Source organism: Citricoccus sp., from assembly GCF_032154715.1.
Lineage (GTDB): Bacteria > Actinomycetota > Actinomycetes > Actinomycetales > Micrococcaceae > Citricoccus.
In genome coordinates, this window is sequence record NZ_JALDXU010000001.1 from 34,435 (window position 1) to 61,361 (window position 26,927).

Consider the following 26,927-nt stretch of genomic DNA (forward strand, 5'->3'; position numbering starts at 1 on the left):
GCGCCGACGAGGTTACGATCACGCTGCTTGTTCAGACGCGCCGGGCCAGACGACGGCGGTCGTGCTCGTAACCTGGGGGTGCTCGTAACCGCGGGGCTACTTGCGGTACAACTCCTCTATGGCCCCCGAGTAGTCGGCGATGACCATGTTGCGCTGCAGCTTCAGGGACGGGGTGAGGTGGCCGGACTCCTCGGTCAGCTCGGTGTCCAGGATGGTGAACTTCCGGATGGACTCCGCCTGGGAGACCTCCTCGTTGGCCAGGTCCACGGCCTTCTGCACCTCGGCCCGCAGTCCTGCGTGGATGCTGGCCTCAGCCCGGGAGAGGGACCCGAGGCCCTGGGCCTTGGCCCACTGGGCCAGTCCGTCCGCGTCCAGGGTGATGAGGGCGCCCACGAAGGGACGGCCGTCGCCCACCACCACCACCTGGGAGACCACTCCGGCGGAGCGGATGGTCTCCTCCAGGGGCGTCGGGTAGACATTCTTGCCGCCGGCGGTGACGATGATCTCCTTCTTGCGGCCGGTGACGTAGAGGTACCCGTCCTCGTCCAGCCGGCCGATGTCCCCGGTGCGGAAGAAGCCGTCCTCGTCCAGCGCGGCAGCGGAGGACTCCGGCTGACCGTGGTACCCGTCGAAGACGATGGTGCCGCGGATCAGGATCTCCTGGTCCTCGGCGATGCGGACGGTGGTGCCCGGCACCGGCAGGCCCACTGAGCCGATGCGGGTGTGGCCCGGGATGTTGAGGGTGGCGGGGGCCGTGGTCTCGGTCAGGCCGTACCCCTCCTGCATTCCCAGTCCTGCGCCGCGGAAGAAGTGCGCCAGCTCCGGGTTCAGGGCGCTGGCCCCGGAGACGGTGTACCGCGCCGAGCCGCCGAGGATCCGGCGGATCTTGGGGTAGACCAGGCGGTCGAACAAGGCGTGGCGGGCCCGCAGCAGGGCCCCGGGCCCGTTGCCCTCGCCCCGGGCCTGCGCGTCCTGGGCCTCGGAGTACTCGATCGCGGTGGCGCGGGCGGCCGCGAAGACCTTCGCGGTGCCACCCTCCAGGGCGGCGGCGGCAGCGCCGGCGTCGAGCTTCTCGAACACACGCGGCACCGCCAGCAGCCACGTGGGATGGAAGGAGGAGAGATCCGCGGTCAGGGTCTTCAGGTCCGAGGCGTGGGCGATCTGGATCCCGCCGACCAGGCAGATGTACTGCACGGCGTGGGCCAGCACGTGGGCCAGCGGCAGGAACATCAGGGTGCGCTGCTCGCCGCCGCCCACGATGTCCCGGGCGAAGGGAAGGATGTTGGCGGCGCCCACGGCGAAGTTCGCGTGCGTGATCCGGGCGCCCTTGGGTTTGCCGGTGGTGCCGGAGGTGTAGACGAGGGAGGCGACGTCGGCCAGGCAGCTCGAGGTCCGTGCCGCCTCGAGCGCCTCGTCCGTGATGTCCCGGCCGGCGCGGCCCAGCTCGGTCAGCCCGGTGGCATCCAGCGGGACCACCGAGACCTCGAAACCGCCCTGCTCGGCGGCGCGCTCCACCGCGGTGCGGTGCCGGTCGGCGGCGGTGAAGACCAGCCGGGTGCCGGAGTCCGCGAGGATGTGCTGCACCTGCACCGGGGAGGACGTCTCGTAGACGGGGACGGACACGGCACCGGCGAACCAGATGGCCTGGTCGATCACGGCCCACTCATAGGAGGTGGGCGCCATGATGCCCACCATGGACTGCGGTTCCACGCCCAGCGCGATCAGGCCCTTGGCGGCGGAGCGCACCTGCTCCAGGAAGGAGGCATAGGAGACGTCCAGCCACCCGCCGGACCCATTGCGCACGGCATAGGCCGGTGCGTGGGGACGTTCGGCCGCCACCGCCAGGAACCGGTCCGTCACGTTGGTCTCGGCCGGGAGGTCGGCGACCTGGTCCGTCTGGGCTTCCTGCATCATGCGCCTCATGCTAGCGCGGCATCAGATCCAGCTGCTCATCCACATCCGCAGCCGCCACTGGTCATAGGGGATCATCTCGCCGGTCCAGACCGGCATGAAGAACGCGCTGGTGGCCACGGCCACCACCACGACCGCCAGGACCAGCACCGTGTTCCGGCGGCGGTTGACGGGGCCGCCGGTGCGCATCAGGGCCCCGAGGCAGAGGGTGAGCGCGAGGATGAGGAAGGGCGTGTAGGCGATCGTGTAGAAGAAGAACATGGTCCGCTCCGGCCAGAGGAACCAGACGAGCTGGCCGGCGGCATAGACCCCGAGGAAGGCACCGGCCCGCCAGTCGCGGCGGCCCAGCCACAGGAACACCAGGGCCAGCACGGCCAGGGTTCCCGCCCACCAGATGACCGGATTCGCCAGATCGGTGATGGCAGCGGAACAGGTGTCCACCGAGCAGCCGTTCGCGCCGTCGTCGTAGCCCTCGTAGTAGAAGGAGGTGGGCCGGCCCATGAACGGCCACGTCCACGGGTTCGAGGCGTAGTCGTGGCCGGAGGACAGGCCTTCGTGGAACTGGGTGGACTGCCGGTGGTAGTCGCCCAGCGAGCGCAGTGGGCCGGGCACGAGGTGCTCCCACCAGGACTGCGGGGGATGGGTGGTGTGCCACTGCCGGTTGTAGCCGTGGCCGGTGACGAGCCAGCCGGTCCAGGTGGCCAGGTAGGCCAGGGCACCGACGCCGACGACGGCGACGAAGGCGTAGAGCCCGTCATGCGTGACGCCGGCGCGGACCCAGTGGCGGATGCCGGCCACGCGCCGGGCGTTCATGTCCCACAGCACGGTCATCAGCCCGAAGACGGCCATGAAGGCGAGCCCGGAGAGCTTCACCCCGCAGGCCGCGCCCAGGAGAATTCCGGCGACCAGACGCCAGGGGCGCCATCCCAGCCACGGACCGTACCTCAGCAGGGACGACGGCGGCGCCCCACCCCGGCGTGCGGCCGCGGCCGCGAGCCGCTCGGCCAGTCGGCGCCGACCGTCCGCGCGGTCCAGGAGCAACGCGCCGAAGGCGGCCAGGACGAAGAAGGAGAGGAAGATGTCCAGCAGCCCGGTGCGGGACATCACCAGGTGATGGCCCTCCACCGCCAGCAGGAGACCGGCGACGCCGCCGAGGAAGACCGAACGGAAGAGCCGTTGGGCGATCAGGGCGGTCAGCAGCACGGACAGGGTGCCGGCCACGGCCGCGGAGAACCGCCAGCCGGTGCCGTTGTCAGCACCGAACACCGCCATACCGAGGGCGATCAGCCATTTGCCCAGCGGGGGGTGCACCACGTACTCGGGAGTGTTCTCCGGTTGCGGGTCGCCCGCCACGAACTGCTCGTTGTGGTCCTCGGGCCAGTTCATCTCCACGCCGGACTGCAGCAGGGTGAAGGCGTCCTTGACGTAGTAGGTCTCGTCGAAGATCAGCTGGTGCGGGTGGTCCAGCCGCATCAGGCGCAGGACGCCGGCCAGGACGGTGACGGCCAGCGGGACGATCCAGCCCCAGTGGCCCGGGTGGAAGCGTTCGCCGAGCAGCCTCAGCCGCAGGGCGGCGTCCGTGTAGGCGGCTGTGGGGGTGCTCAACCACCGGGGTGAGGCCGTGGCGGTCGCTGGAGGTGCCGGCTGCACCGGCTGCACCGGCTGCACCGACTGCGCTGTGGGGGTGGACTGAGGCACCCTGCCATCGTACGTGCAGGCGGGGACGGGGTCGGGTGCCCGGGAGTCCCTCCGCGGCCTCTCCCTGGTGGGCGCGTGGGCTGGCCGCCTCGTCCAGTTGCGCGGGAGCCATCACGCTGGCATGATTTTGTCCATCCCCGGCCGTCGGTCGGGGATTTTTCTGATTTCTTGAGAGGAAACCGATGTCTACTCCCGGTGACAGTCCGGGGCACAGTCCGTGCCTCCCACTGACACGAGCGCAGGCGCTCACAACGTGCGGTGGGGGGTGTAGTCATTGGAAATAGTCTCGATCCTGATCGGCCTGGTGCTGATCATCGCCTGCGGCCTCTTCGTGGCTGCGGAGTTCGCCCTGATCACGGTCAACAAGAACGAGGTCCGTGAGGCCGCCGCGCACGGGGACCGGAAGGCCGCGGGTGTGCTGAAGGGCATGAACACCCTGTCCACGCAGCTCTCCGGGGCCCAGTTGGGCATCACCCTGACCAACCTGGGCATCGGCTTCCTGGCCGAACCGGCCATCGCCGCCCTGGTGGTCGGTCCTCTGACCGACGCCGGCCTGGCCGCACCGCTGGCCCGGTCCGTCTCCGTGGCCCTCGCCCTGGTCCTGGCCACCGTCCTGACCATGGTGTTCGGCGAGCTGGTGCCGAAGAACCTGGCCATCGCCCGGCCCCTGGCGACCGCACGGGCCGTCGTCGGCTTCCAGCGGGGTTTCAGCACCGTGACCAAGCCCCTGCTGGCGTTCTTCAACGGCACGGCCAACCGCATCGTGCGACTGCTCGGCATCGAGCCCCAGGAGGAACTCGCCTCGGCCCGCTCGCCGGAGGAACTCACGGTACTGGTGCGCCATTCCGCCCGTCAGGGCGTGCTGCCGGCAGAGACCGCCGAGCTCATCCAGCGCTCCTTCGCCTTCGGCAACCGCCGGGCCCACGACTCGATGACCCCGAGTACCCGGATGACCACATTGGCCCCGGGCAGCAGTGTCCAGGACCTGCTGCAGGCGGCGGCCACCACCGGTCATTCACGGTTCCCGGTGATGGAGCCGGGCTCGTCGGCCGTCGAGGGCCTGGTCCACATCCGCCGTGGCCTGGCCGTGCCGTTCGAGGCGCGGGCGTCCACGCCTGTCTCCACGGTGATGGAGGTGCCCACGCTCATGCCGGACACGATCGAGCTGGACCACTTGATGGACACCCTGCGCGCCGGTGGCCTGCAGATGGCCGTCCTGATGGACGAGACGGGGGACGTGGCCGGCCTGATCACCCTCGAGGACCTCGTGGAGGAACTCGTGGGGGAGGTGGTCGATGAACACGATCCGGACGACCGGACCAGTGAGCGGCTGCCCCATGGGGTCTGGGCCTTCGACGGCGCACTGCGTCCGGACGAGGTCAGTGAACTGCTGGGGCACCAGATCGCCGAGCACGCCGAGTACGACACCATCGCCGGCCTCCTGACCCTGGACCTCGGCCGCATCGCGGCCGTGGGTGACAGCGTCGAACTGGTGACCGAACCGGCCCACGGCTACCCGGCCGCCCGGGTCGCCCTCACCGTGGAGGCCATGGACGGGGCGCGCATCGCCCGCGTTCATGCCACCGCCACGCCCCTCGAGTCCCAGGAGGACGATCGCTAGTGGATACCGTCGGTATGATCCTGACCGTCGTGCTGCTCGCGGCGAACTTCTTCTTCGTGGGCGCCGAGTTCTCCCTCATCGCGGCCCGCCGCAGCATCGTGGAACCCCAGGCCGAGGAGGGCGGGCGTGGTGCCAAGATGACCCTGTGGGCCATCGAGAACGTCTCGCTGATGATGGCCGGGGCGCAGTTGGGGATCACGGTGTGTTCCCTGGCCCTGGGTTACGTCACCAAGCCCATGATCGTCTACGCGCTGCAGGGGCCCTTCGAAGCCTGGGGGATCCCGGTGACGATGATCGACACCATCGCGTACATCATCGCGTACGCCTTGGTGACCTACCTGCACGTGGTGCTCGGCGAGATGGTGCCCAAGAACATCGCCCTGGCCGGGCCGGAGCGCATGGCCTTCATCCTGGGCCCTGCCCTGGTCATCGTCGTGCGTGCCCTGCAGCCGCTGCTGTGGACCATGAACGCGATGGGTAACGGCATCCTGCGCCTGTTCAAGGTGGAGCCCAAGAACGAGGTCGCCAGCACCTTCACCCGGGACGAGGTGGCCGGGCTCGTGGGTGAGTCCCGGGAGGGCGGGCTGCTGGACCACCAGGACGAGCGGCTGCTGCTCGGCGCTCTCACCTTCGAGGAGCGCTCCGTCCAGAGCATCGTGATCCCGTTGCACGAGGTCGTCACCCTGCCGGCCGGATGCACGCCGGAGCAGATCGAGAAGGTCGCGGCGAACGGCTACTCGCGGTTCCCCGTCCAGGCCGAGGACGGGAGCCTGAACGGCTACATCCACGTCAAGGACCTGTTGGGCCTGGAGCCGGAGGCGCGGACCGTGCCGGTGCCGGACGGCCTGGTGCGGCAGCTGCCGCGGCTGCACGTGGAGGACCACCTGCAGTCGTCCCTGCGCCGCATGCAGCGCGACGGTGCGCACCTCGCCCTGGCCGTGGACGAGGCCGGGCACCCCTACGGCGTCGTGACGCTCGAGGACATGCTGGAGGAACTCGTCGGCCAGATCCGTGATGACAGCCGTGCCGCCCTGTAGGGCCCGGCGGGACGGAGGCGCGCCGTGAACGGCCTCGAAGGGGCCGGGGTGGCGGGGGACCTGATTTCTGGGATCGGGCTGATCCTCGGACTGCCCGTCCTGCTCGTGGGAATGCTGCTGCGCGCGAGTGAGAAGGGCCTGGCCCCCATCGAGGTCGTCCTCGTGGCGGACGGCGGCATGCTGTGGGCGCGTTGGTTCTCCGCCGGCGAGTTCCAGGAGCGGCCCCTGAGCGGCGCTGAACGCGCCCGCCTGGCCGGCCAGGACGTGTGCCGGGGCTATGTGAGCCGGCGTGACCCCTCCGCGGTGCGGTTCGAGCGCCGCACCGCAGCGACCAGCGTCTGCCTGGCCCTGGGGTCCACCTTCGTGGTGCTGGGGGTGTGCGGGTTCGCGCTGTCCCTCCTGCCGATGGTGTTCGGCTGACTACCGGGACCACGAGGGCGGTACGGGATGGACCGGCTGTGTTCGGCCAATTATTGAGAATGATTCTCATGTAGCATGTCGGTCATGCGCCTCACCGTCATCAGCTCTCTCGATGCCCTGTGCCGTCAACAGGCCTGCGACATGCTGGCCGCCGCTTATCCCGAAGCCGTGCTGATGCTCCATGACCTGTTGGAGGACGGACTGCTGGTGTGCCGAACTGTCCGGCCCGGCGTGCCCCCACGGCGCGGTGAGACCCGACTGGAACATCCTTGTCCCAGTTGCGCCATTCGGCTGGACATCGTGCCCGCCGTGCAACGCGCCCGGGATGCCGGCGTGGAGCACCTCATACTCGGCCTACCTCCCGCACTGCCGGCGGCCGCCGTGGTGGGGGCACTGCGCAGCGGCGCACGCCGGTCATTGGTGCTCCATGCCGTGGTGCTGGCCTGTTCGCCGAGTGCGGTCGAGGACCAGGTCTGGGACCGCCACACCCTCTTCGAGTCCGGCTACCTGGCCCTGCCCGATGATGAAAGGACCCCCGGGGAGTTCCTCATGGAGGAGCTGGCCTCGATTGACACCGTGCTGCTGGCGGACCCCGACGTGGTCTCCGCCGACCCACCTGCCAGTGCTCGGGGCCTTCAACTGCTCCGGGAGTTGGCCCCCCATGCGCGGATCACCGACCGGGCCCCCGAGGTCGACATCCTCCAGCAGGACGTGACGGCACCACCGTCGCGGGCCGATCCATACGAGTCCTCCGCCGGCGCCGCCTCCGCGTCGCCGTTCACCACGATCATCCACCAGGTCCACCGTCCGCTGCATCCGGAGCGCTTCCATCACGCCCTGCGTTCCCTCGCCCAGGGCTGCTGTCGCCTCCGTGGCCAGCTGTGGATGGCGCCGGCACCGGAATGCCGGATTCTGCTGCGGGGAGCCGGTCCGCGCATATGGCTGGAGAATGTAGGCCCCTGGCCCGCCTATCTGGGCGCCCCGTCTGGGGTATCGGCTGCCAAGGACACCAACGCCTCTGTCCGCGCCGTCGCGGACGCGGGCCACCCGAGCACCGTGATCTCCGCGACCGGCGAGGACCTCGACGCGGTCGAGATCACACGACTTCTCACGGACTGTCAGCTGACAGACGCCGAGATGAAGAGCGGTCTCACCGCACTGGCCGACCCGTTCGGCCTGCACACCACCCATGACATCGACTCCCGGAGGACATCATGAAAGTTCGGAACTCATTGCGGGCGCTGAAGAAGGTCCCCGGCGCGCAGGTGGTCCGCCGGCGCGGGCGAACGTTCGTCATCAACAAGAAGAATCCACGGATGAAGGCCCGCCAGGGCTGAGGCGGTTCACCGCCGGCATGTCGCGGCGGTCCTGACGCCGCACGCCCCGCCCACAGCGTGCGGGTACCTGTGTAGCCCGCCGGGCGTAGGGGGACGGTGAGGGTTCTGCGGTTCACCGTTTGGATTCCGTGAGGACGCCGCTTTCCAGGGAATCAGGGGTGTGTAATCAGGTGGCGTGCCCGAGAACGGGCCGCCGCATTCCTGGTTGAGAGGGATGCGGATTCGTCTCCTGAAGGAGCCTCTTGTGTTGGACATCGTCCACGCGCTCGGTGTGGTCGCCGTGTTCGTCCTGCTCGGTCTCGTCGCCCGGGGGGTGGAGGGCCTGTGATGGTCTTATCCCTGATCGCGGCGGTGCTCGGTGTGTGCGCGCTCGCGTACCTGGTCTGTGCCCTGGTGAAGCCGGAGCGGTTCTGAGATGGGCGTGCTGTTCGCCCTGCTGCAGGGCGCCACGGTCGCCTTGGTCCTGATCCTCCTCTACCGCCCCCTGGGCGAGTACATGGCCCGCGTCTACACCATGGGGAAAGACCTGTGGATCGAACGGGGCTTCTACCGGGTGATCGGTGTGGACCCCGCCGCCGAACAGTCGTGGCGGGCCTACCTGCGCGGGGTCCTGGCCTTCTCCGTGGTGGGCATCCTCTTCGTGTACCTGCTGCAGCGGCTCCAGGCGGTGCTGCCGTATTCACTGGGGTACCCGGCCGTCCCGGAGGGGCTCGCCTTCAACACGGCCGTGTCCTTCGTGACCAACACGAACTGGCAGAGCTACTCCCCGGATGCCACCCTCGGCTACACCGTGCAGCTCGCCGGACTCACGGTGCAGAATTTCGTCTCCGCCGCCGTCGGCATCGCCGTGGCCATCGCTCTCGTCCGGGGCTTCGCCCGGGAACGCTCGGGAACCCTCGGGAACTTCTGGGTCGACCTGACGCGTGGCACGGTCCGGTTGTTGCTGCCCCTGGCCTTGCTCGGGGCCGTGGCGCTGATCATCGGCGGTGTGGTGCAGAACGTCAACGGCTTCACGGACATGCCCACCCTGGCCGGAGCAACGCAGAGTGTGCCCGGCGGGCCAGTGGCCTCGCAGGAGGCCATCAAGGTGCTGGGCACCAATGGTGGCGGCTTCTACAACGCCAACTCCTCCCACCCCTTCGAGAACCCGACGGCGTGGACGAGCCTGCTCCAGGTCGTGCTCATGCTCGCCATCCCGTTCTGCCTGCCACGGACCTTCGGACGCATGGTGGGAGACCACCGGCAGGGTTACGCCGTCCTCGCGGTGATGGCCACGCTCTACCTCACCTCGCTGGTCATCCTCTCCAGCGTGGAGCAGGCCGGCGCGGGAACCGCACCAGAATTGGCCGGCGGTGCGATGGAGGGCAAGGAACAGCGGTTCGGCATCTTCGCCTCCACACTCTTCGCCACCACGAGCACCATCACCTCCACAGGTGCGGTGAACTCGATGCACGACTCCTACACCGCCTTGGGCGGGATGATGCCGATGCTCAACATGATGGTGGGGGAGGTGGCTCCCGGCGGCGTGGGTGCCGGGCTCTACGGCATGCTGGTCCTCGCGGTCATCACCGTCTTCATCGGCGGGCTGCTGGTCGGGCGGACCCCCGAGTACCTGGGCAAGAAGATCGGGCCACGCCAGATCAAGATCGCCAGTCTCTACCTCCTGGTCATGCCCACCCTGGTCCTCCTCGGGACGGCCCTGAGCTTCGCGCTCCCGGCCGTGCGGGCCGATGTCGAGTCCACCTCGATCTGGAACCCGGGAAGCCACGGCCTGTCCGAGGTGATCTACGCCTTCGCCTCGGCGGCGAACAACAACGGCTCCGCCTTCGCCGGACTCACCGCGAACACCCCGTGGTTCAACACGGTGCTCGGGGTGGTGATGTTGCTGGGCCGTTTCCTCCCCATCCTGTTCGTCCTGGCACTGGCCGGTTCCCTCGCGTCCCAGGACAAGGTTCCCGAGACCGCGGGCACGTTGCCGACGCACCGGCCACTGTTCATCGGCCTGCTGACCGGTGTCACGGTCATCCTGACCGCCCTGACATTCTTTCCCATCCTTACTCTGGGTCCCCTCGCAGAAGGACTGCTCTAGACCATGCCCACCACTGTCCACTCCCTCACCACTCCGGGCGGCCGGATGAACTTGACGCACGGCGGTCATCGCGGCCCGTTCAACGCCGCGACGCTGGCCGCTGCCGTCCCCGGGGCATTCAGCAAGCTGGCCCCTCAGATGCTCTGGCACAACCCGGTCATGTTCATCGTCGCAGTCGGGGCGGTTTTTACCACCGTGCTCGCGATCGCGGAACCGTTCCTGGGCGGTCCCGGGTCCTCCGGCGGCACACCGGTCCCCGGCTCCTTCACCTGGGCCATCGCGCTCTGGCTGTGGTTCACCGTGCTGTTCGCCAATCTCGCCGAGTCCGTGGCCGAGGGACGGGGCAAGGCCCAGGCAGAAAGCCTGCGCAAGACCAGGACCAGCACCATGGCCCAGCGAATCGATGACTACGACGAGACTGCTGATCCCGCGGCTGAGCGGGCGGCGGTCAGCGAGATCGCCTCCGCGGACCTGAGCCTCGGGGACACGGTCGTGGTCTGCGCGGGCGACCTGGTTCCCGGGGACGGGGACATCGTGTGGGGCATCGCCTCGATCGACGAGTCGGCCATCACCGGTGAGTCCGCGCCCGTGGTCCGCGAGTCCGGCGGTGACCGCAGTGCGGTGACCGGCGGCACGCGGGTCCTCTCGGACCGGATCGTCGTGCGCATCACCTCCACCCCCGGGGAGACGTTCGTCGACCGGATGATCGCCCTGGTGGAGGGCGCCACGAGGCAGAAGACCCCCAACGAGATCGCGCTGAACGTGCTCCTGGCGAGCCTGTCGATCATCTTCGTTGTGGTCACGATGACGCTGTCCCCGATCGCCTCCGCCGTGGGCGGCCAGGTCACCCTGCCCGTGCTCATCGCCCTCCTGGTCTGCCTGATCCCGACCACTATCGGGGCCCTGCTCTCGGCGATCGGCATCGCGGGGATGGACCGGCTCGTGCAGCGCAACGTACTGGCCCTGTCAGGCCGTGCCGTCGAGGCCGCCGGCGACGTCACGACGCTGCTGCTCGACAAGACCGGGACGATCACCTACGGCAACCGTCGTGCATCCGCCTTCGTCCCGGTGGGTGGCGTCTCCCGCGAGGACCTCATCCGTGCCGCCGCGCTGTCCTCGCTGGCGGATCCGACGCCGGAGGGCACGTCCATCGTCGAACTCGCCCGGGATCGTGGAGTGGACGTCGGCGGTACGGCGCCCGGAGACGTCGTGCCGTTCACGGCCCAGACGCGGATGTCCGGTCTGGACCTGCCGGACGGGACCCGGATCCGAAAAGGTGCCGGTACCGCCGTGACCGCGTGGGCCGGACAGGACAGACCGATCCCCGCCGCGATCGTGGACGAACTCGGCGCCGAGGTGGAACGGATCTCGCAGAGCGGCGGAACTCCGCTCGTGGTGGCGACCAGGACCGCCGCCGGGCAGGCACGCATTCTCGGGGTGGTACACCTGAAGGACGTCGTCAAGGCCGGACTCACCGAACGCTTCGCCGCGCTTCGCTCCATGGGGATCCGGACGGTGATGATCACGGGCGACAACCCGCTCACCGCCCGCGCGATCGCCGACGAGGCCGGCGTCGACGATTTCCTCGCCGAGGCCACCCCGGAGGACAAGATGGCGCTCATCCAACGCGAGCAGGCCGGCGGCCGACTCGTGGCGATGACCGGGGACGGGACGAACGACGCCCCGGCGCTGGCCCAGGCCGACGTCGGGGTGGCCATGAACACCGGGACTTCGGCGGCCAAGGAGGCCGGGAACATGGTGGACCTCGATTCCGACCCGACGAAGCTCATCGACATCGTGGCCATCGGCAAGCAACTGCTGATCACCCGCGGTGCCCTGACCACCTTCTCGATCGCCAACGACATCGCCAAGTACTTCGCGATCATCCCGGCGATGTTCGTCGGGATCTTCCCCGGGCTCTCCGTGCTGAACGTGATGGGGCTCAGCTCTCCGGCATCCGCCGTGCTCTCGGCGGTCATCTTCAACGCACTCATCATCATCCTCCTGATCCCGCTGGCCCTGCGGGGCGTCCGGTACCGGCCGGGCAGCTCCTCGAGGCTGCTGGGCCGGAACCTGCTGGTCTACGGCCTCGGCGGGGTCATCACCCCGTTCATCGCCATCAAGCTGATCGACCTCGTGGTCGCCCTCGTCCCCGGCTTCTGAGCCGCCCTCCCGAATCCAAGGAGACACACCATGTCCTCACCGCGCACCGGAGCGCGAACCTACGGGGTCGCCCTCCGCGCCATGCTCATCCTGACCCTCGTCCTCGGCGTGGCCTACCCCGCCGTGGTCACCGGGATCGGACAGGTGGCTCTGCCAGTCCAGGCCAATGGCTCGCCCGTGCGGGCCGGGGAGGAGATCGTCGGTTCGGCCCTGATCGGGCAGTCCTTCAGCGATACCGAGGGCAACCCGCTGCCGGAATGGTTCCAACCCCGCCCCTCGGCCGCAGGGGAGGGATATGACGCGGCGGGCTCCAGCGGCAGCAACCTCGGGCCGGAGAACCCGGACCTGGTCGGCCTCATCGCGGACCGGAAGGCCCAGATCGCCGCGTTCGACGGCGTGGACCAGGACTCGATTCCGGCGGACGCCCTCACGGCTTCCTCGTCCGGACTCGACCCGCACATCAGCCCCGACTACGCCCTGCTCCAGGTACCCCGGGTGGCCCGTGCCAGGAGCCTGCCCGAACCGGAGGTGCGGCGCCTGGTCGAGGCTACGATTCAAGGCAGGGACCTCGGGTATCTGGGCGAGCCGACGGTGAACGTCCTCGTCCTGAACATCGCGCTGGACGATCTGGAGGAATAGGGCATGGGGCGAGGACGGCTGCGGGTCCTCCTGGGTGCCGCTCCGGGCGTGGGCAAGACCTACACCATGCTGGAGGAGGGCCAACGCCTCCGCCAGGAGGGGCTCGACGTGGTGGTGGCGCTCGTGGAGACCCATGGCCGGGCCGCGACGGCGGCCATGGCCCAGGGCTTGGACACGGTCGCCCGCCGGAGCCTGGAGCATCGCGGGATCGTACTGACAGAGATGGACCTCGAGGCCGTGCTGGCACGGGCGCCGGAACTGGCCCTGGTCGACGAGCTCGCGCACACCAACGCCCCCGGGGCCCGGCACGAGAAACGGTGGCAGGATGTCCGGGACCTGCTGGCCGCGGGGATCGACGTCCTGACCACCGTGAACATCCAGCACATCGAGTCACTCAATGACGTGGTCGAGCAGATCACCGGGGTGCCGCAGCGGGAGACCGTCCCTGATGCGGTGCTACGCTCCGCCGACGAGATCGAGGTGGTCGACCTCGCGCCCCAGTCTCTGCGGGACCGCCTTGCGGAGGGGCGCGTCTATCCCGCCGAGCGCATCGACGCCGCACTGTCCAACTACTTCCGTCTGGGAAACCTCACCGCACTGCGCGAACTCGCGCTGCTGTGGTTGGCCGATGAGGTCGAGAGCGCGCTGAAGGACTACCGGGCCGAACACGGCATCGACGGCGCGTGGGAGACCCGCGAGCGCGTCGTGGTCGCCCTGACCGGAGGGCCGGAGGGAGAGACCCTGCTGCGACGGGGGGCACGGATCGCCGCCCGCACGGCGGGTGGTGAGCTCCTCGCGGTCCACATCGCCGGACAGGACGGGCTGCGTCCCGCCCGGCCCGAGACGCTGGCGCGCCAGCGATCCCTCGTCGAGAAGCTCGGAGGGACCTACCACCAGGTTGTGGGAGACGACATCCCGGCAGCGCTCGTCGCCTTCGCCAAAGGGACGGACGCCACCCAGCTCGTCATCGGAGTGAGCCGCCGCAGCCGCCTGCGAGCCGCCGTCACCGGTCCCGGGATCGGTGCGACCGTCATCCGCGAGTCCGGCGATATCGACGTCCACATCGTCACCCACGCGGCGGCGGGGAGCCACCAGACACTGCCCCGGTTGAGCGGTGGCCTGACCCTGAGGCGGCAGGTGCTGGGCGCGGTCCTGGCACTGTGTGGCGGGCCCCTGCTGACCTGGTTGCTCGTCTCCCTGCGCAGCCCGGAGTCCATCACCAGTGAAGTGCTCGGCTATCAGCTGCTCGTCGTCATCGTGGCCCTGGTCGGTGGGATCTGGCCGGCGGTGTTCGCGGCCGTTCTGTCCGGGATCACCCTGGACTTCTTCTTCGTCGAACCGTTCCACACCGTCACCGTGGATGAGTCGGCCCATGTGCTCGCCCTGGTCCTCTACACCGTGATCGCGATGCTGGTCAGCTATGTGGTCGACCAATCGGCCCGGCACATCCGGGCAGCCCGCCGCGCGAGAGCCGAGGCCGAGCTGATGGCCACGGTCTCCGGCAGCGTCCTGCGGGGGCAGGACGCCCTCGGGGCGCTGATCGACCGCACCCGTGACGCCTTCCACCTGGCCGGCGTGCGACTGGTGGCGGGGGAGCGGGTGCTGGCCCAGTCGGGTGAACCGCTTGCGGGCGGGCCACCCTCCACGGTGCCGGTGGGAACCCGCGCCACACTGGAGCTCCATGGCGGTTCGCTGCAGGCCTCGGAGCGCGGGCTGTTGGCCGTCATCGCCGCCCAGCTGGACGCGGCCCTGGAACACGCCGACCTGACGGAGACGGCGCGAGAGATCGGGCCACTGGCCGAGGCCGACCGGGTCAGGAGTGCCCTGCTCTCCGCCGTGAGCCACGACCTGCGGCGCCCGCTGGCCGCCGCGACGGCCGCCGTCGGCGGATTGAGATCGCCGGGCGCCGCCTATACGGAGCAGGACCGTGACGAACTGCTGGCGACCGCCGGGGAGAGCCTGGCGACGCTCGGCTCCCTGGTCACCAATCTCCTGGACGTCGGGCGGATCCAGGCCGGCGCCCTCGGGGTCTCACTCGGTCCGGTCGACGCCGAGGATGTCATCCTGCCCGCCCTGGACGAACTCGACCTCGGGCCCGGCGACGTGGAGCTCGATCTCGGTTCCCGCCTCGCACCGCTGATCGCCGACCGGGGACTCCTGCAGCGGGTGGTGGTCAACCTCCTCGCCAATGCCCACCGTTTCGCCCCCACCGGCACCCGGGTGCGCATCGCCACCAGCGCCTTCGCCGGCACCATCCAGATTCGGATCATCGACCACGGGCCGGGCATCCCCGCCGAGCGCCGCCCGGAGATCTTCGTTCCCTTCCAGCGGCTCGGGGACACGGACAATCTCAGCGGGCTGGGCCTCGGATTGGCCCTGTCGAAGGGATTCACCGAGGGCATGGGCGGCATCCTGGACGCGGAGGACACCCCCGGTGGAGGTCTCACCATGGTGATCGCCCTCCCGAGCGCCGGCCCCGACGGCACCGGCACCCAAGGACGTGATAGCGCATGAGGATCCTCATCGCCGACGACGACCCGCAGATCCTGCGTGCCCTGCGCATCACCCTGAGTGCACGGGGCTACGAGGTCACCACCGCCGCGGACGGCACCTCGGCCATCAACGCCGCCGTCGCCGACCGCCCCGACCTCTTCATGGTGGACCTCGGCATGCCCGGACTCAGCGGCCTCGAGGTCATCCACGCCGTCCGGGGCTGGAGCCGGGCTCCCATCCTGGTGGTCTCCGGACGCACGGGGGCGGCGGACAAGGTTGAAGCACTGGATGCGGGAGCCGACGACTACGTCACCAAGCCGTTCTCGATCGACGAGCTCCTCGCCCGCATTCGCGCCCTGACACGCCGGGCCCCTGGCCATGACCCGGAGCCCGTCACCCGGATCGCCGGGATCACCATCGACCTGGCGGCCAAGAGCATCACCCGCGAGACCGATCACGGCGCGCAGCCCATTCGGCTGACCCCCACCGAATGGGACATGCTCGGCATCCTGGTGCGGAACGCGGGCCGGCTCGTGACCCGGCAACACCTGCTCACGGAGATCTGGGGTTCCGAGCACGTCACCGACACCGGCTACCTCCGGCTCTACATCGCTCAGCTCCGCAAGAAGATCGAGCCCGATCCGAAGAATCCGCGCTACCTGCTCACCGAGTCCGGCATGGGGTACCGGTTCAAGCCTGAAGAATGACCTCTAGCATGAGGGGATGGCGCCTACACAGACCCCCGAGGACCGGCTCGGCGACACCACCGGTCAGATCGTGCTGGCGGCCACACCGATCGGGAATCTGGCCGACGCCTCCCAGCGGCTCAAGGACCTGCTGGCCACCGCGGACATCGTGGCCGCCGAGGACACCCGGCGGGCCCATCACCTGGCCCAGGGGCTGGGCGTCCGGATCACCGGCAAGGTCGTCAGCCACCATGAACACAATGAACGCGAATCCACGCCGGAACTGTTGGCGGCCGCCCGGGGTGGCGCCGTCGTCGCCGTCGTCACCGATGCGGGGATGCCGCTGGTGTCCGATCCCGGCTACCGACTGGTGTCCACGGCCGCGGCCGAGGGCGTGGACGTCACCTGTGCCCCGGGGCCCAGCGCCGTCACCACGGCGCTCGCGCTGTCCGGGCTGCCGACGGACCGCTTCGCCTTCGAGGGGTTCCTGCCCCGCAAGGAGGGCGAGCGGGTGCGCCTGCTGACCGAACTGGCGCGGGACGCCCGCACCCTGGTGTTCTTCGAGTCACCGCACCGGCTGGCCGCCTCGCTGGCCTCGCTGCGGGACGCCTTCGGCGCCGACCGGCCCGCCTGCGTGGCCCGGGAGCTGAGCAAACTCCACGAGGAGGTGGCCCGGGGCTCGCTGGCCCACCTGGTGCAGTGGGCGAACTCCAAGGAGATCCGCGGCGAGATCGTCATCGTCACCGCCGGGACCGTGGCGGAACCGGACACGGACACGGCCGGCCAGGTGGCCGACGTCGAGGTTCTGGTGGCGTCCGGAACGCGGTTGAAGGAGGCGGTGAACACCGTTGCCGCCGCCCGCGGCGTCCCGAAGCGGGGCCTCTACGAGGCGGTGCTGGCCGCCCGCGCCTGAGGTCTCGGCCAGCCGATTCCGGCGGAGTACGGTGGCGCTCATGGCTATCGCACGTTTTCCCACGTTCGTGATCGACTGTCCGGATCCAGCGTCCCTGGCGGGGTTCTACGGCACCCTGCTCGGATGGGAGGTCCAGGACCAGGCCGAGGGCGACGACCATTGGCTCGACCTTCGGCCCGCCGACGGCAGCAACTGCATCTCCTTCCAGCGGGCCCAGGACTACCGTGCACCGGACTGGCCGGGGCAGGACAACCCGCAGCAGATGCACGTCGACGTGATGGTGGAGGACCTCGACGCGGGGGAGAAGGCCGTTCTCGAGCTGGGGGCCACCAAGACGGAGCACCAGCCGGGCGAGAGCTTCCGCGTCTTCCTCGACCCGGCGGGCCACCCCTTCTGTCTCTGCCGGTCCTAGCTGCCTCACGGGACCAGTGGCTGAGATTCCCGGGGCTTCGTCGCAAAGTGACCCGCGCACGTCACCGGCCGTGGCCGGCCAGTAGGCTGAGGCCGACGGTGCCCAGCCGTCCGGTGTCCTCAGGACGCCGCAGGCTGGCCCGACCGAGCCGACTGACCGGAAGAGAGGTTCCCCATGACTGTCACCACTGTCACTGCCGAACGCGAGCAGGAACTGCTGCAGTCCGTCCCCACCGGCCTGCTGATCGACGGGGCGTGGCGTGACGCCAGCTCCGGCAAGACCCTGGACGTCCATGACCCGGCCACGGGCAAGGTCCTGCTGTCCATCCAGGACGGCACCTCCGATGACGCCCTGGCCGCCCTGGACGCCGCCGCGGCCGCCCAGCACGACTGGGCGCTGACCGCCCCGCGGGAGCGCGCCGAGATCCTGCGCCGCGCCTTCGACCTGGTCACCGAACGTGCCGAGGACTTCGCCCTGCTGATGACCCTGGAGATGGGCAAGCCGCTGGCCGAGGCCCGCGGCGAGGTGGCCTACGGTGCCGAGTTCCTGCGCTGGTTCTCCGAGGAGGCGGTGCGCCACTACGGCCGCTACTTCACCTCGCCCGAGGGCAAGAACAAGATGATCGTGACGCACAAGCCGGTGGGCCCGTCCCTGCTGATCACCCCGTGGAACTTCCCGTTGGCGATGGCCACCCGCAAGGTCGCCCCCGCCGTGGCCGCCGGGTGCACCATGGTGCTCAAGCCCGCCAAGCTCACCCCGCTGACCTCCATGCTGTTCGCCGAGGTCATGCAGGAGGCCGGGCTGCCGAAGGGCGTGCTGAACGTGGTGGCCGGCTCCTCGGCCTCCGCCATCTCGGGCCCGCTGATGAAGGACTCGCGCCTGCGCAAGGTCTCCTTCACCGGCTCCACCCCGGTGGGCGTGAAGCTGATGCAGGACGCCGCCAACAACGTGCTGCGCACCTCCATGGAGCTCGGCGGCAACGCCCCGTTCCTGGTGTTCGCGGACGCGGACCTGGATGCCGCCGTCGACGGCGCTATGGCCGCCAAGATGCGCAACATGGGCGAGGCCTGCACCGCGGCCAACCGCTTCCTGGTCCACGAGGACGTGGCCGTGGAGTTCAAGGCCAAGTTCGCCGCCGCACTCCAGGCCCTGAACCCGGCCCGAGGCACCGAGCCGGAGTCCACCGTGGGTCCGATCATCGACGGCGGCGCCCGCGATGACATCCACCAGTTGGTGCAGGACTCCGTGGCCGCCGGTGGCGAGGTCGTCACCGGGGGCCAGCCGAAGGACGGCGACGGCTACTTCTACCTCCCGACCCTGCTCTCCGTGGGCAGTGACAACCCGATCCTCTCCGAGGAGATCTTCGGCCCGGTGGCCCCCGTGACCACCTTCGCCACCGAGGAGGAGGCCATCGAACTGGCGAACGCCTCCCAGTACGGGCTGGCCTCCTACATCTACACGAAGGACGTCAACACGATGTTCCGGGTCTCGGAGCAGATCGAGTTCGGCCTGGTCGGCTTCAACGCCGGTGTCATCTCCAACGCCTCCGCCCCGTTCGGCGGCGTGAAGCAGTCCGGCCTGGGCCGCGAGGGCGGCGCCGAGGGCATCGAGGAGTACACCACGGTGCAGTACATCGGCCTGTCCGACCCGTACGCCGCACAGAAGTAGTCCCTGACGTCAGGGCCTCGCGCGGGCCACCCCCTCTAGACCCCGTCACGATCGGCGGGTCTTGTGGCGTGGTGGCCCGTGACTGGTCGCGCTGGATCAGCTGCGGAGTGACTCTGGCACCAGGGACCGCGGGAACCACCGGGCACGACGCCGGGCGGCCGGATCCGCGGCCTCCTCCAGTCCCGCGGTGATCACCCGGGCGGCCTCAGCCACGTCCTCGGCATCCTGGGGAGGCGGTGCGCCCTCCGGGGCGTAGCGGGCCCAGGTGATCGCCTTCACCAGGGTGTCCGCGGCGGTCTCGAGGTCCGGTGACCGTCCTGCCATCCCCGCCACCTCAGTGATCCCGGTGATCCCAACCATCTGGGGCGCGGAAGCTCCGCTCAGTTCAGACGCCACCGTCAGCCTCGAGACGAACGCCTGCTCCGACTCATGCGGCTGCCGGCCCAGACCCAGGTCCAGGGCGGTGTCCTCCACCTCGGCCCAGGCCCGGGGCACCGATCCAGAGGACCAGCGTGCCTGGCGCCGACGGTGCCGCAGCCCGCGGGGGAGGACCAGCAGCAGCATCACCGCGAGGAGCGTCCCGGCCACACCGAGCAACAGCCCGACCGGGACTCCGGGGGCACCCGGAGTACCGGGCCCGGCGGTGGCGGCCGGGCCGGCGTCGTCGCCCGAGGCCTCCGCTTCCTCGGAGGCGGAGGGGGACGCAGAGGCTCCCTGTCCCTCCACGGAGGGATCGGGCGAGGCGACGGGCTCCTCGGTGTCCTCGGACTGGGCGTAGGACGGCACGCGGCCGACGCCCTGGGTAGGTTCGAAGGGCACCCAGCCGACCTGGTCGATATAGAGCTCGGGCCAGGCGTGGGCACGATCCGCCGTCACCCGATGGCGCCCGTCCGCCGCGCCGACCGGGGCGTACCCCACCACCACACGGGCCGGGATGTCCACGGACTGCGCCATCATCACCATGGCGGAGGCGAAGTGGATGCAGTATCCGGCGCCGGCCTCCAGGAACTGCTCCGTCAGCTCGAGGCCGGAACCGTCATAGCCCTGCTCCAGCGGAGCCGTCTCCGAATAGGTGAAGTCGTCCGAGAGCAGATGGTCCTGGAGTGCCACGGCCTGCTCCACCGGGTTGTCCGTCCCCGCGGTGAGGTCCTCGGCGAGCTCCTGGACGGCGGAGCCCTCCAGTGCCGGGTCCGCGCCCCACCGGTTGTACACGCCCTGCGGGGCGATCGCTCCGGCCCGGTCGGCCAGCTCCTCGAACGTGAGGTCCAGCGGCAGGACGTCGGTCTGGTAGGAGAGGTCCACCGGGCTCGCCTCCTGGCGGTAGGCGCTGAAGGTGGTGGGGTCCACCTGCCAGCCCCACTCGCCGACGATCGGCTCGATGGCCACGGTCTGATCCGGCAGCGGGGCCCAGTTCCCGGTCCAGCCGTCGAGGGACAGGGACACCGGGTTTCCGTTGGGCGCGGCGTCACCGCCCTCGATCTGAGCGAGGTGGGCCGCGGCCGGGTAGAAGGAGGTGTCGGCCGGATCGCCGCCGTACTGCGGCGGGTTCGCATCCCAGGGGGAGGCCATCACGTCGTCCACCACGGCGGTGCGCAGATAGACGCCCAAGCCGTCATCCGTCTCATAGGTGATGCCCGCGTACCCCTGACCGCTGCGCAACTCCTGACTCAGATCCGCTGCCGGGTTCACCGGCCCGGTGCCCTGCCCGATGATGAAGCGCTGGCCCTCGGGTGCCAGTCCCGCGGACAGAAAGGGCAGGGTCAACTGCGCCAGGACCAGGGCCCCCACGGCGACGCCGGCCGCGGCCACCGTGCCCCATCCCGCCGTCCAGCCCCGTCCCGCGTTCCCGAACCGGTCCCCGTCCCCGACTCCTCCGTCCGGAGCCCCGGTCGCCACCGCAGCCGAACCCGCGTTCGCTGCCAGCAGTCCCAGCCAGGCGGCGGCAGCGAGTGCCAGGGCCGGCCAGGGGGTGGCCCCCGCCGTGATCGCCGCCGCCCCGGCGATCAGGGCCAAGGGCGGGAGTCCGGCGATGGCCGGGCAGCGCAGGCCCACGGCGATGGCATCGGTCACCAGGGCGGTCAGGGCCAGGACGGCGCCGACGCCGGCCAGCAGCGGCGCGCTGGTCTCCACGGGGATGGTGCCCGTCCAGATCGTCTCGCGCAGATCGGCGGTGGAGGTGCCGATCGCGGCGAGGGTCTCCGGTTGCGGCACCAGGCCGAACATCAAGGTCTCGGGCCACCACTGCCGGCACCAGAACCACCCCGCGGCCAGCAACCCCGCCAGCAGCGGGCGCAGCATCCGGGGGCCCAGGCTGCGGACCACCGCAGCGGCCCCCAGCCCCACCACGGCCGGTCCCGAGGCGGGCCCCAGCCACGTGGCCACCGGTGCCCGGAAGGCCGCGTCCAGGGCCACGGCGGCGGACAATACCAGCACCGCGACCAGCGCCGCCGGCAGCCATACGGTCCGGAGCCGTGACCGGCCGGTCCGATCAGGATGCGGGGCGGCGTGGGATGCAGGCCGGGACACCGTCTGCTCCGCGGTCATGACCCACCCTCCGCCACGAGCCAGCCGTCGGTCTCCAACCGCTCGGCGGCGTCCCGGCGGCCCCCGGTCCCGAAGAGGACCGCCACCCGTTGCAGATGGTGCGGCACCGTGGCCAGCACGGGGAGGTCCTGCCCCACGGCGGTGCCGAGCAGGGCGACGACGGCGGCGGCCTCGCCCGGCAGCGCGGCCGGCCACGTGGCCTCCCGGACGGACGGTTCGAGGACGGCCGGCGCCAGGGACGGGTCCAGGGCGTGGCCGTCGTGGTCCAGCAGCAGCACCTGGTGGCCGGCCTCCTGCAGCCGCAGGATCAGGGCGGCCGCAGCCCGCACGGCCCGTTCGAAACCCGGGGAGCTCTGCCAGTGGCGGCCGGCACCGCCGTCCACGTCGAACCGCCCGGCGGCGAAGGAGACGGCGCGGCAGTCCAGGACCACCACCGCCCAGGCGTCGTGCGCCCATTCCTCCTGGCGCACCATGAGCCGGCCGGTCCGGGCGGTCGCGCCCCAATGGACGCGCGTCAGGGCATCCCCGTCCCGGTGCTCGCGTACCAGCAGGTCGTCCGGCGCGGCGTGGCTGCCCAGCAGGTCGGCGGCATCGTGTTCACCAACGCCGGCCCGCAGGACCCGGTCGAGCTCGTCGTCCTCCAAGGGAAGGGGCTCCACCTCGACCCGGCTCGTCCCGGCGACCTGGGCACGGGCGGACCACAGGCCGAAGGGGCCGGACAGGCGGGCCAGGGCCGGGCCGACGTCGTACACCCCGCGCTCGCGGGCCCGCCACCGGTAGCCGCTCGGCGGGACGGGAACCGGCCGGCCGGCGGGGAGCGCGTCCACCAGCCCGGGCATCGTGCCGTCCAGGGTGATCTGCGCGCTGCCGCCCACCTGGAGCGCACCGGGCACCACGGACCGCGTCAGCCGGACGCGCCGGGCCAGCACGGTCCGGGCCGCCAGTACCGCACAGGACATCCCCACGGCCACGGCCAGGAAGAGTCCCAGCGTGACGGCCTCGCGCCGGCCCAGGGACAGCCCCGCCACCACCAGCAGGGCGGCCGCCACGGTCAGGGCCAGCCCACGCGGCGTCGGGCGGGGCGCCGTCGGGGAGGAGGAGCCAGCGGCGGCGCGCCGGGCGGTTCGGGCGGAAGGGCGGGCGGGGGCCATGGCGGAGGGGATCGTCTCGGAGCGGCTCAGGACATCACGGCCCGGCCGGCACGGGAACCGAGTGCAGGATCCGCTGCGTGGTGGCGTCGGCCTGGGCGGCCTCCTGTGTGGAGCGGCGCCGGAGCATCAGCCGGTGCGGGAACACCACGGGCACGACGCCGGCCACGTCCTGGGGCGTGGTGAAGGACCGCCCGCTGATGGCGGCCTCGGCCTTGGCGGCACGGAGCAGCTGCAGCAGGGACCGGGGACTCGCGCCGACGAGGACGTCCGGGTGCTCCCGGCTGGCACGGCCCAGGTCGATCACGTACCGGGCGACGGCCTCGGAGACGTGCACCCGGGACACCGCCCCGATCATCTGCAGGACGTCCTGCGTGGTGGTCACGGGGGCCAACCGGTTCACGGGGGCGGAAGAGGGCAGCGGCCCCTGGTGGGTGCGGAGCATCTGCAGCTCGGCCTCCGGGTCCGGATAGCCCATGGTGATGCGGGCCATGAATCGGTCCCGCTGAGCCTCCGGCAGGGGATAGGTCCCCTCGGACTCCACCGGATTCTGGGTGGCCACCACCATGAACGGCTCCTCGAGCCGGTGGGTGGTCCCGTCCACGGTGACCTGGTGCTCCTCCATGCACTCGAGCAGGGCGGACTGGGTCTTGGCCGAGGCGCGGTTGATCTCGTCCCCGATGACGATGTTGGCGAACACGGCGCCCGGGCGGAACTCGAAGGTGTGGCGGTCCTGGTTGAACACCGAGACGCCGGTGACGTCCCCGGGCAGCAGGTCCGGGGTGAACTGGATGCGATTGACCCTCCCGCCCACGGTCCGGGCCAGGGCCCGGGCCAGCAGGGTCTTGCCCACGCCCGGGACGTCCTCCACGAGCAGGTGCCCGCCGGCCAGCAGGACCAGCAGGGCGGTGCGGACCGCCTGGTGCTTGCCGTCCACCACGGAGTCCATGGCGTCCAGCATCGCCGCCGTGGCGGCGGTCAGCCGATCACCGCCCGCGGCCCATGAGTCATCCTGGTGCAGGCTGCTCCCGGTCCCGCCCTCGTGCCGTGAGCCGGCTCCGTCCTCGTGCTCCTGCTGGGCGGTTGACACGTCCACGGATCCTCCTGCGCTGGTGCGGGCCCCTCGGTAACCCAGCCTACTGGTATGCTGGTCCGCGTTGCCCAGGCGAGGGAGCTTCCAGCTCCGTGATCGACGAGGCCGCCGTACTGCACGGCTGTTTTCCTGCCTGGAAGGCCCGCCGCCACCACCGTGGCTGCGGATGAAGAAGTACAGGAGGAACACCATGAGCGACAACACCAAGATCCAGGTCACCCTGCGCGAGGACTTCGGCAAGGGCGCCTCGCGCCAGGCCCGCCGCGATGGGATGATCCCCGCGGTGGTCTACGGCCACGGCGGCGACCCCGTGCACCTGCTGATGCCGGCCCAGCAGACCTCCCTGGCCGTTCGTAATCCCAACGCCCTGCTGACCGTGGTCCGCGACGGCAAGGAGCACCTGGTGCTGCCGAAGGCCATCCAGCGCAACTTCATCAAGCAGACCATCGACCACCTGGACCTCATCGTCGTCCAGAGGGGCGAGAAGGTCGTGGTGGACGTGTGGGTGCACGTCGAGGGAGAGGCCGCCCCGGGCACCACCTTCAACCTCGAAGAGGCCTCCGTGCCGGTGCTGGCCGATGCCACGCAGCTGCCGGAGAGCGTCACCATCAACATCGAGGGCCACCAGGCCGGCGAGCATGTCTACGCGAGTGACGTTCAGCTGCCCGCCGGCTCCACCCTGGAGTTGGAGGATGACCACGTCATCGCCACCGTCTCGGAGCTGACCGTCCAGGACCTGGGCGAGACCGAGGCCGAGGGTGAGACCGCCGAGGGCGCTTCCGAGGGCACCGCCGAGACGACCGAGGGCTGATCCCTCTCGTGTCACCGCAGGATACGGGGCGGGGGGCCGGTGCTCCGGCCTTTCCGTCAGCCTCAGGTGCCTCCACCTGGTTGGTGGTCGGGCTCGGGAACCCCGGGCCCGACTACGCCCGTACCCGGCACAACGTCGGCCAGATGGTCATCGACGAACTGGCCGACCGATTCGGGACCCGCCTGACCGCACACAAGGCGGGCGCCGCCGTCGGCACCGCCCACACGGCGCCCGGCGGACCCAAGCTGCTGCTGGCCAAACCGGCCAGCTACATGAACGTGTCAGGGCGCCCCGTGGGCGCCCTGGCGCGGTTCTACTCCGTGGCCCCGGCGAACATCATCGTGGTGCACGACGAGCTCGACATCCCCTTCGACGCGCTGAAGCTGAAGATCGGCGGCAGCGAGGGCGGCCACAACGGGCTGAAGTCCATCTCCCAGGTGCTCGGCACGCGGGATTACCCCCGCGTCCGCGTCGGCGTCGGCCGGCCGCCGGGGCGCCAGCCCGCCGCCGACTTCGTCCTGCGGCCCTTTAGCGCCGCCGAACGCGAGCTGCTGCCCCTCCACGTGGACCGCGCGGCCGACGCCGTGGTCGAACTGGCCACCGCGAGCCTGGAGCAGGCGCAACAGAAGTTCCACCCCGCGCCGACGCGTTGAGCGGTGGGGCTGCACGGGTGCCGGTGCCGGTGTCCTCAGCTCCGGCGTGCCACGTCCGCCAGGAGCCGCACCATGTGGTCCACGGCCGGCTCGAGGGCCTCGGCCATGGCGGGGTAAGCCTCGTCCGCGCGGCCGTAGGGGTCCGGCAGATCGATCGACTCCAGTGAGCCGCGGATGGCCGGCCGGTGCCGGGACAGGTGGCGGGCCAGCTCGCGGACCCGCTCCGGCAGGGTCGCATCCACCGAGGCGGGACCGGTCCACGCCGGCAGTGATCCCGCGGCCAGGGCGGCGGCGGCCGCCCCGAACTCCAGCATGGTGAAGGAGCGGTTGAGCGCCCCGGGTGTCTCCCGCAGGACGGCGGCCAGGTGCTCGGAGGTCGCGCCCACGATCAGGTCCGCCTTCTGCACTGTCCGTCCGTTGACCTGGGATGGTGAGTGCTCCCGCAAGGTCTGCAGGCCCGCGGCACGCTCGAGCGCATGGATCTGTGGCGGGACCGTGAGCCGCGGATTGACCTGGGTGCCCGCTGAGACGACCGCGTAGCTGCCGGGGGCGGCCTGGTCCAGCTCCCGGGCCAGCAGGTGGTGGCCGTAGGCGGAGCGGCAGATGTTGCCCGTGCAGACGAAGAGCACGGTGGCTTGCTGGTGGGTCATGCTCGAGGGGGGCCTTTCGCTGGTGGCGCGTGCATCGCGGACGGACGAGCACCGGCTCTCCATGGTAGTGAACGGCGAGATGTTCCGTACTCGAAGAATCCCGCGGGCTACAGACCGGAGAGTCCTGTCCTGTTCTACCACGTGTAGAACTCCGATAGGCTCTGGCTAGGTTTCTCGACAGGTTCGGCGAGGGGAATGGCGATGCGCGGTCCGGCCCGGCTGATGCGCGGGTGGATTGCAGCGTTGGTCGCCACTCTGCTCGCCGCCGGTTCTCACACCGCGGCCGGCCTGCTCTCGTCGTCATCGATGACCGGATCGGCTGAAGGGACTGCGGCGGCACATGCCACGCCCTCGGTTCCTGTCCTGGTGCTGACGCTGGTCTTCTCTGCCCTGATCTGTACCGGACTGGCGGGCCGGATGTTGTCCTGGTGGCGACTGCTGGGAGCCGTCAGTGCCAGCCAGTTCCTCTACCATGGCGCGTATTCCCTCTCGCCCGGCCATTCCGGCGCCGGCTCAGCTGCGGGTCCGATGCTCATCGACCCTCACGCCCACCATCTGCCCGGCGGAGCGTTTCCTGCCGTGGGCGGAGCAGAACTCCCCGGCGCCACGATGTCCGGACTTTCTGCCACAGCCGACCACACCCTGGGCCCGGCCATGCTCATGGCGCACCTGACCGCCGCGATCCTGACCGTTGCCGTCCTGCGGGGCGGGGAACGCGCCACGCTGTCGGCGCTCGGGTGGTTCCTGCTCAGGACCCCGGCAGGACAATTGGTGCTCTGGCGGCCCGCCGTGCCCTACCCCGTCGTCCCGATCGTTTCCACAGTGGGGCTGCGTTGGCGGGCCACGCCGATCCTGACATCACTGCGGTTGCGAGGGCCTCCCGCCACCTCGTTCTGAGATTCGTCGCGGAAGGTTCCCCTTCTGCCCTCTTCTGATGAGCA

General features: G+C 70.4%; 23 protein-coding genes. 17 read left to right on the forward strand and 6 right to left on the reverse strand.

Features of this window, described 5'->3' with window-relative positions; genetic code table 11:
* Positions 1 to 96: 96 nt before the first annotated feature.
* Together RUH65_RS00150 and RUH65_RS00155 are read right to left on the reverse strand one after the other, a co-directional pair.
* A complete protein-coding gene (locus tag RUH65_RS00150; protein WP_313815224.1) occupies positions 97 to 1,911 on the reverse strand; it encodes an AMP-dependent synthetase/ligase in 1,815 nt (604 codons plus the stop codon).
* 24 nt (positions 1,912 to 1,935) lie between these two features.
* Positions 1,936 to 3,561: a dolichyl-phosphate-mannose--protein mannosyltransferase gene (locus RUH65_RS00155; protein WP_396179326.1), complete on the reverse strand. Its 1,626-nt coding sequence runs from the start codon at positions 3,559 to 3,561 to the stop codon at positions 1,936 to 1,938.
* 322 nt (positions 3,562 to 3,883) lie between these two features.
* On the opposite strand from RUH65_RS00155, the gene RUH65_RS00160 reads away from it, so the two are divergent.
* From RUH65_RS00160 to RUH65_RS00225, 14 genes are all read left to right on the forward strand, one after another.
* Positions 3,884 to 5,230 carry a hemolysin family protein gene (locus RUH65_RS00160; RefSeq protein ID WP_313815128.1) on the forward strand — a complete coding sequence of 449 codons (1,347 nt, stop codon included), beginning with the start codon at positions 3,884 to 3,886 and terminating at the stop codon, positions 5,228 to 5,230.
* Positions 5,230 to 6,267 (forward strand): hemolysin family protein, encoded by a 1,038-nt coding sequence (locus RUH65_RS00165; protein WP_313815129.1) that lies wholly within the window; start codon positions 5,230 to 5,232, stop codon positions 6,265 to 6,267. Before RUH65_RS00160 ends, RUH65_RS00165 begins: the two co-directional genes overlap by 1 nt.
* 24 nt (positions 6,268 to 6,291) lie before the next feature.
* Positions 6,292 to 6,687, forward strand: a complete 396-nt coding sequence (locus tag RUH65_RS00170) for a hypothetical protein (protein WP_313815130.1) — start codon at positions 6,292 to 6,294, stop codon at positions 6,685 to 6,687.
* A gap of 84 nt (positions 6,688 to 6,771) precedes the next feature.
* Positions 6,772 to 7,905: a GTP-binding protein gene (locus tag RUH65_RS00175; RefSeq protein WP_313815131.1), complete on the forward strand. Its 1,134-nt coding sequence runs from the start codon at positions 6,772 to 6,774 to the stop codon at positions 7,903 to 7,905.
* On the forward strand, positions 7,902 to 8,024 hold the full coding sequence (gene ykgO / locus RUH65_RS00180) for a type B 50S ribosomal protein L36 (RefSeq protein ID WP_026544400.1): 123 nt from the start codon (positions 7,902 to 7,904) through the stop codon (positions 8,022 to 8,024). The genes RUH65_RS00175 and ykgO overlap by 4 nt, the downstream gene beginning before the upstream one ends.
* A 327-nt stretch (positions 8,025 to 8,351) precedes the next feature.
* Complete coding sequence (locus RUH65_RS00185) at positions 8,352 to 8,438, forward strand: potassium-transporting ATPase subunit F (RefSeq protein WP_313815225.1); 87 nt, start codon at positions 8,352 to 8,354, stop codon at positions 8,436 to 8,438.
* Between the two features lies 1 nt (position 8,439).
* Positions 8,440 to 10,113, forward strand: a complete 1,674-nt coding sequence (gene kdpA / locus RUH65_RS00190) for a potassium-transporting ATPase subunit KdpA (RefSeq protein ID WP_313815132.1) — start codon at positions 8,440 to 8,442, stop codon at positions 10,111 to 10,113.
* Positions 10,114 to 10,158: 45 nt separating this feature from the next.
* Positions 10,159 to 12,276 (forward strand): potassium-transporting ATPase subunit KdpB, encoded by a 2,118-nt coding sequence (gene kdpB, locus RUH65_RS00195; protein ID WP_313815226.1) that lies wholly within the window; start codon positions 10,159 to 10,161, stop codon positions 12,274 to 12,276.
* A 30-nt stretch (positions 12,277 to 12,306) separates the two neighbouring features.
* Positions 12,307 to 12,915, forward strand: a complete 609-nt coding sequence (gene kdpC, locus RUH65_RS00200; protein ID WP_313815133.1) for a potassium-transporting ATPase subunit KdpC — start codon at positions 12,307 to 12,309, stop codon at positions 12,913 to 12,915.
* A 3-nt stretch (positions 12,916 to 12,918) separates the two neighbouring features.
* Complete coding sequence (locus RUH65_RS00205) at positions 12,919 to 15,429, forward strand: DUF4118 domain-containing protein (RefSeq protein ID WP_313815134.1); 2,511 nt, start codon at positions 12,919 to 12,921, stop codon at positions 15,427 to 15,429.
* A complete protein-coding gene (locus RUH65_RS00210; RefSeq protein ID WP_313815135.1) occupies positions 15,426 to 16,115 on the forward strand; it encodes a response regulator transcription factor in 690 nt (229 codons plus the stop codon). Before RUH65_RS00205 ends, RUH65_RS00210 begins: the two co-directional genes overlap by 4 nt.
* Positions 16,116 to 16,131: 16 nt before the next feature.
* The gene (gene rsmI / locus RUH65_RS00215; protein ID WP_313815136.1) at positions 16,132 to 17,007 is read left to right on the forward strand and encodes a 16S rRNA (cytidine(1402)-2'-O)-methyltransferase; all 876 of its coding nucleotides are present in this window, start codon (positions 16,132 to 16,134) and stop codon (positions 17,005 to 17,007) included.
* Between the two features lie 40 nt (positions 17,008 to 17,047).
* The gene (locus tag RUH65_RS00220; RefSeq protein WP_313815138.1) at positions 17,048 to 17,419 is read left to right on the forward strand and encodes a VOC family protein; all 372 of its coding nucleotides are present in this window, start codon (positions 17,048 to 17,050) and stop codon (positions 17,417 to 17,419) included.
* A gap of 174 nt (positions 17,420 to 17,593) precedes the next feature.
* Positions 17,594 to 19,087 (forward strand): NAD-dependent succinate-semialdehyde dehydrogenase, encoded by a 1,494-nt coding sequence (locus tag RUH65_RS00225; protein WP_313815140.1) that lies wholly within the window; start codon positions 17,594 to 17,596, stop codon positions 19,085 to 19,087.
* 96 nt (positions 19,088 to 19,183) lie between these two features.
* Here RUH65_RS00225 and RUH65_RS00230 read toward each other — a convergent pair whose 3' ends face one another.
* The 3 genes from RUH65_RS00230 to RUH65_RS00240 are packed head-to-tail and all read right to left on the reverse strand — an operon-like array spanning position 19,184 to position 23,800.
* Positions 19,184 to 21,631 (reverse strand): transglutaminase-like domain-containing protein, encoded by a 2,448-nt coding sequence (locus RUH65_RS00230; protein ID WP_313815141.1) that lies wholly within the window; start codon positions 21,629 to 21,631, stop codon positions 19,184 to 19,186.
* The gene (locus RUH65_RS00235) at positions 21,628 to 22,782 is read right to left on the reverse strand and encodes a DUF58 domain-containing protein (RefSeq protein ID WP_313815142.1); all 1,155 of its coding nucleotides are present in this window, start codon (positions 22,780 to 22,782) and stop codon (positions 21,628 to 21,630) included. Before RUH65_RS00235 ends, RUH65_RS00230 begins: the two co-directional genes overlap by 4 nt.
* A gap of 34 nt (positions 22,783 to 22,816) precedes the next feature.
* Positions 22,817 to 23,800 carry a MoxR family ATPase gene (locus RUH65_RS00240; protein ID WP_313815227.1) on the reverse strand — a complete coding sequence of 328 codons (984 nt, stop codon included), beginning with the start codon at positions 23,798 to 23,800 and terminating at the stop codon, positions 22,817 to 22,819.
* 262 nt (positions 23,801 to 24,062) lie between these two features.
* Here RUH65_RS00240 and RUH65_RS00245 point away from each other — a divergent pair, with 262 nt between their 5' ends.
* Both RUH65_RS00245 and pth read left to right on the forward strand, forming a co-directional pair.
* Positions 24,063 to 24,683 carry a 50S ribosomal protein L25/general stress protein Ctc gene (locus RUH65_RS00245; RefSeq protein ID WP_313815143.1) on the forward strand — a complete coding sequence of 207 codons (621 nt, stop codon included), beginning with the start codon at positions 24,063 to 24,065 and terminating at the stop codon, positions 24,681 to 24,683.
* A gap of 83 nt (positions 24,684 to 24,766) precedes the next feature.
* Positions 24,767 to 25,336 (forward strand): aminoacyl-tRNA hydrolase, encoded by a 570-nt coding sequence (gene pth / locus RUH65_RS00250; RefSeq protein ID WP_313815144.1) that lies wholly within the window; start codon positions 24,767 to 24,769, stop codon positions 25,334 to 25,336.
* Between the two features lie 35 nt (positions 25,337 to 25,371).
* On the opposite strand, the gene RUH65_RS00255 is transcribed toward pth, so the two are convergent.
* Complete coding sequence (locus RUH65_RS00255; RefSeq protein ID WP_313815145.1) at positions 25,372 to 25,986, reverse strand: hypothetical protein; 615 nt, start codon at positions 25,984 to 25,986, stop codon at positions 25,372 to 25,374.
* 243 nt (positions 25,987 to 26,229) lie between these two features.
* Between RUH65_RS00255 and RUH65_RS00260 the strand changes: the two genes are divergently transcribed.
* Entirely contained in the window at positions 26,230 to 26,883 is a 654-nt protein-coding gene (locus RUH65_RS00260) for a hypothetical protein (RefSeq protein ID WP_313815146.1), read from the forward strand.
* Positions 26,884 to 26,927: the final 44 nt, after the last annotated feature.